General features: G+C 72.7%; 14 protein-coding genes. 7 read left to right on the top strand and 7 right to left on the bottom strand.

What is annotated here, in order from left to right:
• Window positions 1-67: 67 nt before the first annotated feature.
• Complete coding sequence (locus tag RS86_RS05545) at window positions 68-610, bottom strand: YbhB/YbcL family Raf kinase inhibitor-like protein (protein WP_045271210.1); 543 nt, start codon at window positions 608-610, stop codon at window positions 68-70.
• A gap of 116 nt (window positions 611-726) precedes the next feature.
• On the opposite strand from RS86_RS05545, the gene pyrE reads away from it, so the two are divergent.
• The 3 genes from pyrE (at window position 727) to RS86_RS05530 (ending at window position 3,525) form a co-directional block, all read left to right on the top strand.
• Window positions 727-1,302 (top strand): orotate phosphoribosyltransferase, encoded by a 576-nt coding sequence (gene pyrE / locus RS86_RS05540; protein ID WP_045271209.1) that lies wholly within the window; start codon window positions 727-729, stop codon window positions 1,300-1,302.
• Window positions 1,303-1,417: 115 nt separating this feature from the next.
• Window positions 1,418-2,341, top strand: a complete 924-nt coding sequence (locus tag RS86_RS05535; RefSeq protein ID WP_045271208.1) for an ROK family protein — start codon at window positions 1,418-1,420, stop codon at window positions 2,339-2,341.
• A gap of 2 nt (window positions 2,342-2,343) precedes the next feature.
• A complete protein-coding gene (locus RS86_RS05530) occupies window positions 2,344-3,525 on the top strand; it encodes an anhydro-N-acetylmuramic acid kinase (RefSeq protein ID WP_045271207.1) in 1,182 nt (393 codons plus the stop codon).
• Window positions 3,526-3,595: 70 nt separating this feature from the next.
• Here RS86_RS05530 and RS86_RS20745 read toward each other — a convergent pair whose 3' ends face one another.
• The 5 genes from RS86_RS20745 to RS86_RS05510 form a co-directional block, all read right to left on the bottom strand.
• Complete coding sequence (locus RS86_RS20745) at window positions 3,596-3,751, bottom strand: hypothetical protein (protein WP_181158302.1); 156 nt, start codon at window positions 3,749-3,751, stop codon at window positions 3,596-3,598.
• Window positions 3,748-4,320, bottom strand: coding sequence for a YdeI/OmpD-associated family protein (locus RS86_RS05525; RefSeq protein WP_045271206.1), 573 nt, complete (start codon window positions 4,318-4,320; stop codon window positions 3,748-3,750). The genes RS86_RS20745 and RS86_RS05525 overlap by 4 nt, the downstream gene beginning before the upstream one ends.
• A gap of 8 nt (window positions 4,321-4,328) precedes the next feature.
• Window positions 4,329-5,150 carry an HAD-IIA family hydrolase gene (locus RS86_RS05520; protein WP_045271205.1) on the bottom strand — a complete coding sequence of 274 codons (822 nt, stop codon included), beginning with the start codon at window positions 5,148-5,150 and terminating at the stop codon, window positions 4,329-4,331.
• A gap of 46 nt (window positions 5,151-5,196) precedes the next feature.
• Window positions 5,197-5,829 carry a metal-dependent transcriptional regulator gene (locus RS86_RS05515; RefSeq protein ID WP_045271204.1) on the bottom strand — a complete coding sequence of 211 codons (633 nt, stop codon included), beginning with the start codon at window positions 5,827-5,829 and terminating at the stop codon, window positions 5,197-5,199.
• A gap of 109 nt (window positions 5,830-5,938) precedes the next feature.
• The gene (locus RS86_RS05510; protein WP_235281628.1) at window positions 5,939-6,289 is read right to left on the bottom strand and encodes a hypothetical protein; all 351 of its coding nucleotides are present in this window, start codon (window positions 6,287-6,289) and stop codon (window positions 5,939-5,941) included.
• A gap of 209 nt (window positions 6,290-6,498) precedes the next feature.
• On the opposite strand from RS86_RS05510, the gene RS86_RS21135 reads away from it, so the two are divergent.
• On the top strand, window positions 6,499-7,158 hold the full coding sequence (locus RS86_RS21135; protein ID WP_327037087.1) for a DUF1003 domain-containing protein: 660 nt from the start codon (window positions 6,499-6,501) through the stop codon (window positions 7,156-7,158).
• A gap of 99 nt (window positions 7,159-7,257) precedes the next feature.
• On the opposite strand, the gene RS86_RS05500 is transcribed toward RS86_RS21135, so the two are convergent.
• On the bottom strand, window positions 7,258-8,532 hold the full coding sequence (locus RS86_RS05500; RefSeq protein ID WP_235281627.1) for an Nramp family divalent metal transporter: 1,275 nt from the start codon (window positions 8,530-8,532) through the stop codon (window positions 7,258-7,260).
• A gap of 176 nt (window positions 8,533-8,708) precedes the next feature.
• On the opposite strand from RS86_RS05500, the gene RS86_RS05495 reads away from it, so the two are divergent.
• The 3 genes from RS86_RS05495 to RS86_RS05485 all read left to right on the top strand — a co-directional run bounded on the left by RS86_RS05495 (window position 8,709) and on the right by RS86_RS05485 (window position 11,421).
• A complete protein-coding gene (locus RS86_RS05495; RefSeq protein WP_045271202.1) occupies window positions 8,709-9,374 on the top strand; it encodes a TrmH family RNA methyltransferase in 666 nt (221 codons plus the stop codon).
• 116 nt (window positions 9,375-9,490) lie between these two features.
• Complete coding sequence (locus RS86_RS05490; RefSeq protein ID WP_152642088.1) at window positions 9,491-10,768, top strand: sensor histidine kinase; 1,278 nt, start codon at window positions 9,491-9,493, stop codon at window positions 10,766-10,768.
• Window positions 10,765-11,421, top strand: a complete 657-nt coding sequence (locus RS86_RS05485) for a response regulator transcription factor (RefSeq protein ID WP_045271200.1) — start codon at window positions 10,765-10,767, stop codon at window positions 11,419-11,421. Before RS86_RS05490 ends, RS86_RS05485 begins: the two co-directional genes overlap by 4 nt.
• Window positions 11,422-11,506: the final 85 nt, after the last annotated feature.

Raw genomic sequence — 11,506 nt, 5'->3', positions numbered from 1 at the left:
ACAATGTGAATCTTAAGTTCCACCTGTTGAAAGAAACGGGCTCAGGATTGGTATCCCATCCGGTCGTTCAGCGCTCCGCGGGGTCCGCCGTCCCGACCAGGATCCCGCGCGCCAGCACGTGGAAGTGCCGGTTGAAGCCGAGGTAGGCGGGCGTCTCGTCGCCGTCCAGGTCGATCTCCTCGATGTCGAGCGCATCGACGGTGATGACGTAGCGGTGCACCCCGGTGCCGGCGGGCGGAGCGGCGCCGATGTAGCGCGGCAGCCTGGCCTCGTTCGGCACGGTGATCGCCTGGGCCGGGAGGGATCCGGGTTCGCCATCGCCCGCGCCCGCGGGCAGCGAGCGCACGTCGGCGGGGATGTTCGCGACGGCCCAGTGCCAGAAACCGGATCCAGTCGGCGCGTCAGGGTCGTAGACCGAGAGGGCGAAGCTCTTCGTGCCGGCCGGCGGCTCACCCCACACCAGCGCAGGGGAGCGGTCGTCCCCGCCGCGGGACTCTGACCACGCCCAGACCGGCAGCGGCCCGTCCGCATCGAAGTCGGGGCTGGAGAGCTCCAGCGGAGGCACCGGCTTCAGCCGGGCGAGGGCGGCGTAGGTGTCGACATCGAGCATGCGATCCTCCTCGAGAGCGCGGATACGGCCACTCTAGGCCGCGCATCCGCGGCTGTCGCCTGCCATGCGCCGATCGTCTCCGCTCGGGTCGGGAGGCCGCGCCCTAGACTTGAGCCGTGACGCTCAGCACCCCCGAACTCGAAGCCGACCGCCAGGCCCTCATCGCCCTGATCAAGGACGAGGCGGTGTTCCACGGAGACTTCATTCTGGCCAGCGGCAAGCAGGCGACCTATTACGTCGACATGCGCCGGCTCACGCTCGATCACAGGGCCGCGCCCGCGATCGGGCGCATCGTGCTCGATCTCATGCAGGGTCTCGACGGCATCGCCGCCGTCGGCGGTCTGACGCTGGGGGCGGACCCGATCGCGAACGCCGTCATGCACGAGTCGGTGCGCGCCGGATCCCCGGTCGACGCCTTCGTGGTGCGCAAGGAGCCCAAGGATCACGGTCGCGGGCGTCAGATCGAGGGCGCCGAGGTCACGGGCAAGCGCGTGGTGGTCGTCGAGGACACGTCGACCACGGGCGGATCCCCGCTCAAGGCCGTCGAGGTGCTGCGCGCCGCCGGCGCCGAGCCGGTCGCCGTGATCTCCATCGTCGACCGCAAGACCGGTGCGCAGGCCGCGATCGAGGCCGCGGGCCTGCAGTGGCTCGCCGCGATCGACCTCGAAGACCTCGGGCTCGACCCGCAGTGACCGTTTCGTCCCGGAACGTCTGCACGACGCCGCGACGCCTGCACGACCGGATCCAGGATTCTGTCGTGCATCCGGCTCTCGATCGTGCATCCGTCCCCGATGTGAGGAGTGCCGCATGACCGGATCCGCAACGGACGACCGTCGGGTCGCGCTCGCCGTCGACGTGGGCGGGACCAAGCTCGAGGCCGCCCTGGTGCGCGCCGACGGGACGGTCGTCGACGGCACGCGCAGCCGTCGCCCGACGGGTCCCGATGCGACCTTCGACTCGCTGCGCACGGCGATCGGCGAGGTCGTCGCCCATGCGCTCGCCGGCCGCGCCTCCGAGGACGAGCTCGTCGGCGCCGGCATCGGCAGCGCCGGGCCGGTGGACCGCGAGCAGGGTGCGATCGTGCCGGTGAACATGCCCGGTGCGCACGGTTTCGGGCTGCGCGACGCCGTGCGGTCCGCCGCCGAGGCGGAGCACGGGGCGCCGGTCGAGACGGTGCTCGCACACGACGGCGGCTGCCTCGCTCTCGCCGAGGCGCGCTACGGCGCCACGCGGGGCGCCGCGGCGTCGCTCTCGATCGTGGTGTCGACCGGCGTCGGCGGCGGGTTCGTCGTGGACGGCCGCTACCTGCCAGGATCCTCGGGCAACGCCGGCCATCTCGGCCAGGTGCACGCGACGCCCGAGCTCACGGTCGAGCAGGTCGCCTCCGGCCCCGCGAGCGTGGCCTGGGCCCGCACGCAGGGATGGACAGGGCAGCAGGGCGAGGACCTGGCCCGTGACGCGAAGGCGGGCGACGCGATCGCGCGCGCCGCGATCGAGCGCTCGGCCCGCACGGTGGGCGCGGCGCTCGCCGACGCCTCGACGCTCGTGGACCTGGAGGTCGTCGCGATCGGCGGCGGCTTCTCCCGCGTCGCCGACGACTACATCGACCTCGTGCAGGCCGCGCTCACCGAGAGCGCGCAGCACGACTACTCCCGACGCACGCGCGTCGTGCGCTCCGGGCTCGGCGACGAGGGGCCGCTCATCGGCGCCGCGGCGCTCGTGCTGCGGTAATCATGCGCGTCCTCGGTCTGCAATCCGGCACGTCCCATGACGGGATCGACGCCGCCGTCGTGGAGTTCCGCGTCGAAGGCATTCAGGCGCACGGCGCGGTGCTGCGGGGGACCGTGCTGCACACGGCCGAGACCCCGTACGCGCCCGAGCTGCGTGCCCGCCTCGTGGCGGCGCTGCCTCCCGCCGCGACCACGCTCGCCGAGGTGTGCGAGCTCGACACGCTGATCGGCCAGGCGTTCGCCGAGGCCGCGGCCGCTGCGGCGGACGCGGTGGGCGGCGTGGACGCCGTGTGCTCGCACGGGCAGACGGTCTTCCACTGGATCGAAGAGGGTCGCGCGCGCGGCACGCTGCAGGTCGGCCAGCCCGCATGGATCGCGGAGCGCACGGGCGCACCCGTCGTCTCCGACGTGCGGATCCGCGACATCGCCGCAGGGGGCCAGGGCGCGCCGCTCGTCTCGCTCCTCGACGACCTCCTGCTGCGGAACGCCCTGCCCGCGGGCGGTGCCGCCGCCGCGCTCAACCTGGGCGGCATCGCCAACGTGACCGTGGTCGGATCCGGCTCGGTGCTCGGCTACGACATCGGCCCGGCGAACGCGCTCATCGACGCGGTGATCCAGGATCGAGGGCTCGACGAGCGCGGCTACGACGCCGACGGACGGATCGCGGCCGCCGGTCTTGTGGACGAGGACCTCCTCGCCGCGCTCCTGGACGACCCCTACTACGCGCTGCCCGCGCCGAAGAGCACGGGCAAGGAGCACTTCCACCTCGCGTATGTGCAGGACCACCTCGCCGCGCAGGGTCGCGGCATCGCCGACGCCGATCTCGTGCGCACGCTCACCGAGCTCACCGTGCGGACGGTCGCGCGCGACATCGCGGCACGGGGCGCGGCCCTCCTCGCGGTCTCCGGCGGCGGGGCGCACAACCCGGTCGTCATGGAGGGCCTGCGCGCCGCGCTCGCCGGCGTCGAGGTCGTGTCGGCCGACGCGCTCGGCGCCCCCGCCGATGCCAAGGAGGCGATCCTGTTCGCGCTCATCGGCTGGTGCACGCTGCACGGCGTGCCCGCCGTCCTGCCCGGCGCGACCGGCGCGGATGCGCCGCGGATCCTGGGCACGATCACGCCAGGATCCGACCCGCTCCGGCTGCCGGAGCCGGTCGTCGGGATCGCGTCGCTCACGCTGGACTGAGGGGGGCGGTGGCCGGAGCCGGGGCGCCGGTCGCTCGATTGCCGCGGCGGCGATTGCTGCGGGCCGAGCGTCAGCGGTCCCGCTCGTCCTCGTCCCAGGGGCCTTCCCACCACGGGCCGCGGCCGTCGTCGCGGCGGCGCCGGCTGAGCACGATCTGCACGATCCACGCGGCCAGCGTGCCGAGGGCGATGACGGCGGCGACCCAGAGGATCGGGTTCGAGCTCATGGTCGCTTCCCCTCCGCCGCATCGGCGACGATCTTCGCGATCCGCGCGGCCCTGGTCTCGGCTCGCTTCGCCATCGCGATCTGCGTCAGGCCGATCTTCTTCGCCGACGGCGGGAAGGCGTCCCACCCCGCGCGCCCGGCGGGGGAGGCGTCGAGAGCGGCCGTGAGGTCGTCGGGCTCGATCCCGGCCTCGGGGCCGTCCAGCACGCTCCAGGCGCCGTTCGCCTTGGCGACCTCGATCGCCCGGATGCCCGCGGCCTCGAGCAGCCCCGCCTCCTCGAGCAGCGCGACCCTGGCCTTGTTCGTCGCGGCCCAGCCGCTGGACGCGCGCCGCGGCGCGAACCACAGGCCGCCGAGGCGCTCGTCGAAGCTGCGCACGGGCCCGTCGATCCAGCCGAAGCACAGCGCCTGCAGGATCGCCTCCTCGTAGTCGACGTGCACGTCGTCGTTGCCCGGACGAGGTCGCACCAGCCAGGCGCCGGTCGCGGTCGCGTGGTTCTCGGCCAGCCAGGCGCGCCAGGTCGCCGCGTCCGCCGCGGTGACCCTCACGCCCTGGTCGAGTGCGCCCATCGGAACGCTCAGTCCTCGGTGCCCGAGCCTGCCGAAGGGCCCGCGGTGTCCGGCGTCTCCCGGACCAGGTCGATCACGCCTCCGACGATCTCATCCGGACGGAACGGGTACTTCTCGATCTCGGCGCGGTCGCTGATGCCGGTGAGCACGAGCACGGTGTGCAGGCCCGCCTCGATGCCGGCGACGATGTCGGTGTCCATGCGGTCGCCGATCATGCCCGTCTTCTTCGAGTGCGCGCCGATCTTGTTGAGCGCGGAGCGGAACATCATCGGGTTCGGCTTGCCGACCACGTACGGGTCCTTGCCCGTCGCCTTCGTGATGAGGGCCGCGATCGCTCCCGTCGCCGGCATCGGGCCGTCGGCGCTGGGGCCGGTGGCATCGGGGTTCGTGACGATGAAGCGGGCACCGCCCTCGATGAGGCGGATCGCCTTCGTGATCGCCTCGAACGAGTAGTTGCGGGTCTCGCCGACCACGACGAAGTCGGGATCCGTCTCCGTCATGATGAAGCCCGCCTCGTGCAGGGCGGTGAGGATGCCGGCCTCGCCGATCACGAACGCGGATCCGCCCGGCAGCTGCTGCTGGAGGAAGTCGGCGGTCGCGAGGGCGGAGGTCCAGATCCGCTCCTCCGGCACGTGCAGGCCGCTCGAGCGGAGGCGGGCCGAGAGGTCGCGTGCGGTGAAGATCGAGTTGTTCGTGAGGACGAGGTAGGGGATCCCGTCCCGCTCCCATCCGGCCAGCAGGTCGGCGGCGCCGGGCAGGGCGTCGTTCTCGTGCACGAGCACGCCGTCCATGTCGGTGAGCCAGCATTCGATGTCCGCGCGTTCGACCATGCACACAGCCTAGGGGCGCGACATTACGGGCGGATGACGGCGGACGTCAGGCCGACAGCCAGACCACCTCGGATGCGGCGTCGGGGAGCACGACATCGGTGCCGCCGAGCCGCAGGCCGTCGGGGATCACCACGGCCTCGCCGCCGATCGCCAGCCCTGCGGACTCCAGGGTGCGCAGCAGCTCGGGATCCCGGTCGTCCACCCGCAGGACGCGGCCGGAGTGCCCTGCCGCGGCGTCGGCGAGCAGCACGAAGGGCTCGCGCTCGATGCGACCGGAGGCGTCGGGGATCGCGTCGCCGTGGGGGTCGAAGCGCGGCCGGCCCAGCCGGGCGTCGATGCCCTCGAGCAGGCGGTCGCTGATGGTGTGCTCGAGCACCTCGGCCTCGTCGTGCACCTCGTCCCACGCGTAGTCGAACTCGCGCACCAGCCAGGTCTCGATGAGGCGGTGCCGGCGGATGATCGCGAGCGCGCGCTGCTCGCCGTCGTCGGTGAGCCGCACCGCGCCGTAGGGCACGTGCGAGACGAGGCCCGCCGCGGCGAGCTTCTTCACCATCTCGGTGACGCTGGACGGGGCGATGCCGAGCTTCGCGGCGAGCTGCGACGGGGTGATCGGCGTCGGCTGCCATTCGGTGTGCGCGAACACCGTCTTCAGGTAGTCGTCGGCCGCGGGGGATGCCACCCGTCCACCCTAACCGCCGCCGTTGCCCTTCCCACCTTCGAGTCGTCCCCATGAGCGCACGCCAGGGGGTCCGCTCACGGGGACGACTCGGAGATAGGGGGCGGCGGAGTCAGGATGCGACGGCGGAGAGGACCGCGAACGCGGCCTGGCCGGCGAAGAACATGATCGCGAATCCGGCGAGAGCGCCGAGCAGGGACATGCGGCCGTCGAAGCCCTCGACCCCGCGCATGCCGATCGCGCGGGCGCGGAACGACAGGATCAGGGTCAGCGCGCCGAGCGCGAGCTGCACCCACGGGCTGCCCACCGGCAGGAGCTTCGGCAGGGCGAGGAGCAAGATCCCCAGGGCGGCGGTGACGAGCGACGCCCACGTGCAGATCCGCACGGCCCGGCGCGCGGAAGCCAGCGCTTCGGCCTTCTCGGCGGCGCGCTGCGCGGCGGACGGGCGGCGGGATCTGGCCATCCTTCGAGCCTACCCGCGGCGGCTGTGGGTCCCGTCCGGTCCGCATCGTCCGTCCGATGGATCTCGCGCCGGCCGATCGGCGCATCGTCGGGCACACTGTGCCGGCCCGTCAGCGCCTCGCGGCGTCAGCGAGTCGGCGAGGCGCGGGCGGGCGACGCGGGAGACTGGAGCCGGGTCCGGCGATGGCGCCGGGCGTGAGGGAGCTGAGCATGCCGAGGGAGAAGGCCATGTCGATCGAGGACCTCAACACGTTCCTCACGCAGCTGCCGAAGGGCAGTGCGCGACCGCTGCCCGAGAGCACCTGGCACGAGCAGGTGAAGGGGCAGCTCACGCTCGGCGAGCGGTCCGCCGATCGCCTCCGCAACGGGATGGGCAGCTGGGCCTTCGTCGGCGGCTTCGTCCTGTTCATGGCGGTCTGGTGGATCCTCAACTCGAGCAGGACGACGGCATGGGATCCGTATCCGTTCATCCTGCTGAACCTGTTCCTCAGCATGCTGGCGGGGTTGCAAGGGGCGATCCTGCTCATCGCCGCGAAGCGCCAGGACGCGATCTCGGCCGCGCTCGCGCAGCACGACTTCGACACCAACGTCGCGGCGAGGGTCGACATCGAGGCGCTGCTGGAGATCAACCGGCGTCAGCTCGAGATGATCGCGGAGCTGCAGGGGATCGCCCGCGCACTGGTACCCGCGCAGACCGGCGCCGGTGCGTCGGGAGCCGATGCGCAGGACGTCGCGACGGAGGTCGAGGCCGCGAAGGACAGCGCGCGGGCTGCCGAGACGCAGGCCGAGGCTCGGGCCGAGACGCAGGTGCAGGCCGCGGTCCGGACCGAGGCGCAGGACGGGGAACCGGACGCCTCGCCCGAGCGTTAGCGCCCCCCGGTCCCGACCGCCCTTGACCGCGAGACTCCATCTGGGCGACGAGACTGCAGTCCTGGCGTGCAGTCTCGTCGCGGAGTTGGAGTCTCGCGGTCAGGCTCCGGTCAGGAGCAGCCAGAGCAGCACGGCGTTGAGCGTGATCAGGAGCGCGGCGGCGACGATGCCGGCGATCGTGGTCCACAGGCGGTTCGCGTAGCGGCCGAGCGTGCGCTGCCGGGCAGTGAGGGCGACGAGGGGGATGAGGGCGAACGGGATCCCGAACGACAGCGCCACCTGACTGAGCACGAGCGCGAAGGTGGGATCCACGCCGAGCCCGAGGATGAGCAGGGCCGGGATCAGCGTGACCATGCGGCGCACCGGCATCGCGATGCGCACGCGCAGCAGCCCGTGCATGATCTCCGCGCCCGCGTAGGCGCCGACCGCGGTCGACGCGAGGCCCGAGGCCAGCAGCCCGACGGCGAACAGAGTGCCGATGAGCGGGCCGAGTTGTGCGCTGATCGCGGCGTGCGCGCCCTCGAGGGAGTCGGTGCCGCTCACACCGGGGAGCGTGGCCGCGGCGAGCAGCAGCATGCCAAGGTTCACCGCCCCCGCGACGACCATCGCGAGCGTGACGTCCCACCGGGTGGCGGTCAGCAGCCGTGCGATCGGGGTGCGCCTGGCCGGCTCGGGGTCTCCGCCGGGGTGCACCGGGGCGGATCCGAACCGGTCCCTGGCGAGGGCGGAGTGCGCGTAGATCGCGTGCGGCATGATCGTCGCGCCCAGGATCGAGGCGGCCAGCAGCACGGATCCGGAATCCGTGAACCGCGGCGTCAGCCCCCCGAGGGCTGCGGCCGGATCCGGCGGGGCGACGAGCAGCCCGGCGAGGAACCCGACGGTGACGACGGCGAGCAGGCCGATCACGACGAACTCGAACGGCCGCGCGCCACGACGCCCCTGGATGGCGAGCAGGACCATCGAGACCGCGCCCGTGATGAAGCCGCCGAGGAGCAGCGGGATCCCGAACAGCAGCTGCAGCGCGATCGCGCCGCCGATCACCTCGGCGATGTCGGTCGCCATCGCGACGAGTTCGGCCTGCAGCCAGTACGCACGGCGGGCGAACCGATGCTTGAGCCGGTCGCCGAGCAGCTCGGGCAGGCTGCGCCCCGTGACGACGCCGAGCTTCGCCGACAGGTACTGCACCAGCCACGCGATCACGTTGGCCACGACGACGACCCACACCAGCAGGTAGCCGTAGCCGGCGCCCGCGGTCATGTTGCTGGCGACGTTGCCCGGATCCACGTAGGCGACTCCGGCGACGAGCGCAGGCCCGAGCAGCGCCGCGCCGCGGGCGGAAGCCGGGGCGTCGGAGCGAGGAGGTGCGATGGTCACCGTAGTTTTAGGCACACCGAAAACCTACTCCATTTTTAGGCATACCGAAATATCCGGATCGGGCGGGCGGGGCGCAGGCTCGCGGGCGAGGGGCCGCAGGCGCACGAGCGAGGGAGAGCGCGGGCCCACGCGAACCGTGCGGAACCTCGGCGCGCTCCCGCGGCTACGCTGGCGGGATGCAGGATCCGGCGCCCGAGAGTGAAACAGCGACGACGGCGGATGACGCTGCGGAGCCCGTCGAGCACGGCGTCGGCCCCTGGCCGGGCGGTCCCGACGCGTGGCCTGCGGGGGAGCACTTCGATCCCGACCTGCTCGCCCACGGCGACCGGCGGAACGTCGTCGACGCCTACCGCTACTGGCGGATGGAGGCGATCGTCGCCGACCTCGACTCCCGACGACACGCCTTCCACGTGGCGATCGAGAACTGGCAGCACGACATGAACATCGGCTCGATCGTGCGCAGTGCGAACGCGTTCCTCGCCGACACCGTGCACATCATCGGGCGGCGGCGCTGGAACCGCCGGGGCGCCATGGTCACCGACCGCTACCAGCACGTCGTGCATCACGAGACGGTGCAGGCGTTCACCGCGTGGGCGGAGGCGGAGCGGATCCCGATCATCGCCGTGGACAACCTCGAGGGTGCGGTCCCGGTGGACCGGGCCGACCTGCCGCAGCGCTGCGTGCTGCTGTTCGGCGCGGAAGGTCCAGGGCTTTCGGACGAGGCGCTCGCCGCGGCGTCGGGGCACGTCGAGATCTCGCAGTACGGATCCACCCGCTCGATCAACGCCGGTGCCGCGGCGGCTGTGATCATGTACGAGTGGTGCCGGAGGCACGCCGGCTGATCCGGCGTCCCGCGATCTCGCGACGCCGCAACCTCGCGCATCCACGAGCCCGAGTCCGGATCCGGGTCACTCGCACGGGTGAGGACGCGTGCGCGACCGCATGCCAGCATGGGGACGTGCAGACAGGGAAGGCGCGGATCGGCGTGCGCGGCGGTGGCGCCTCGCTGATCGTGGCGCTGGCGGCCCTCGTGGTGCTGCTGCCGATCAGCCTCGCCTCGCTCGCGTGGTCGACCCCGCACCCGGCGCTGCTGGTCGTCCTCGGGCTTGCGCTGGGCTTCGCGGCGCTGCACGGCGCCTCACTGCTGTCGGTACGGCGACCGGTCGCGGGCTTCCTCGTCGCGAGCGCGGTGATGCTGCTCCTGGTGCTGATCCCCGCGGCGCGCGACGCGTCCGCCGTCATGCACCCGTCCGCGGTCGTGTATCTGCTGTGCCTCGCCCAGGTCGCGGCGCGCGAGCGGGTGCGGCTCTCCGTCGTCGCCCTGAGTATCGGGCTCATCGGCGCTGGGATGATCGCGCTCGCCGAGCCGACGTTCGGCTCCGCGGCAGGCATCGACGTCTGGCTGCTGCGGCTCGGCGCCTTCCTCGGACTCGCGGCCTGCGCGACCGCAGCGTGGGCGTGCGGTCTGCTGGTGCGGTTCGCGACGAGCCGCGCCGAGGAGCGCACCGCGGTGCGCGTGCGGCAGGCGATCGCGGACGAGCGGATGCGCATCAACGGAGAGCTGCACGACGTCGTCGCGCACGCGATGACGGTCATGATCGCGCAGTCCGAGGTTGCGCGGGCGCTCGTCCGAGAGCGGCCCGAGGTCAGCGAGCGCGCGCTCGGCGTGGTCGTGGACACGGGCCGCGACGCGCTGCGGGGCATGCGCGCGATCGTCGCCGCCGAGGGCGACGCCCCGAAGGAGCCGCTTCCGACGGTGGACTCCCTGGCCGAGCTCGTCGCCTCGGTGCGCAGTCCTGCGTGCGAGGCCCGACTCGTGGAGGCCGGAGCCCGTCGCGACCTGGCTCCGGCGTCGGCGCTCGCGCTGCACCGCACGGTGCGCGAGGGGCTCACGAACGCCATGCGGCATGCGCTGCCGCCGGTGCGGATCGAGGTGCGCGTCTCCTGGGCCGAGGAGCGGGTCGTCGCCGAGGTCGAGGACGACGGCGGATCCGGGCGCAGCGGATCCGATCTCGGCGCCGGGACCGGGCTCGTGAGCCTCGGCGAGCGGATCCGGCTGGCGGGCGGGTCGCTCGCGTCGGGAGCGGTCGCGGCTGCTGCGGCGCGGCCGAAACCGTCCTCGGGATCGAGTGCGGGATCGGGATCGTCCGCGGGGTCCGGATCGGGATCGCACGGCTGGCTGCTGCGGGCCGAGTTGCCGGTGCTCCCAGTGCTCGCGGCAGGGGAGGGAGCATGACGATCCGGGTGCTGCTCGTGGACGATCAGGAACTGTTCCGCGAGGCGGTCGCGATCATGCTCGGCCGGGATCCGCGCATCGCCGAGGTCGCGACCGCGGCCGATGCGCACGGAGGCATCGCGCACGTGCGCGGTCACGCCGTCGACGTCGTGCTGATGGACATCCGCATGCCGGGGATGGACGGCATCGCCGCGACTCGGGAGATCCTGCGGCTGAAGCCGGGGATCCGGATCCTCATGCTCACGACCTTCGACCTCGACCAGTACGTCGTCGAGGCGATCCGCGAGGGGGCGAGCGGGTTCCTCACGAAGGACGCCACCCCGCAGGATCTCGCCGACGCGGTGGTCGCGGCCGCGGCCGGGGATGCCGCCATGTCGCCGCGCGCGACGGCGGCGCTGCTCGGCTTCGTGCGGGAGGCGGGACCCGCGGCCGATCCCGATACGGCGCTCGCGCCGCTCAGCGGCCGGGAGCGCGAGGTCGCGCAGGCGCTCGCCACCGGTGCGTCGAACGACGACATCGCGCGCGCCCTGTTCCTCAGCGAGAACACCGTGAAGACGCATGTCAAGGCGATCCTCGCGAAGCTCGGTCTCGCCGACCGCCTGCACGTCGTGATCTGGGCCTACGAGAACGGCGTCCGCCGCCCCGGTCGGTAGGGGCGCGCCGGGGATCATCCCTGAGGGTGATCCGGGACCGTCCTCGAGGGCGACGCGGAGAGCGGATCCGGATCCGTAGCGTTCG

It is taken from the genome of Microbacterium azadirachtae (genome assembly GCF_000956505.1).
GTDB lineage: Bacteria > Actinomycetota > Actinomycetes > Actinomycetales > Microbacteriaceae > Microbacterium > Microbacterium azadirachtae_A.
The sequence above is the reverse complement of the archived record's forward strand: the minus strand, read 5'-3'. Positions and strand labels throughout refer to the sequence as shown.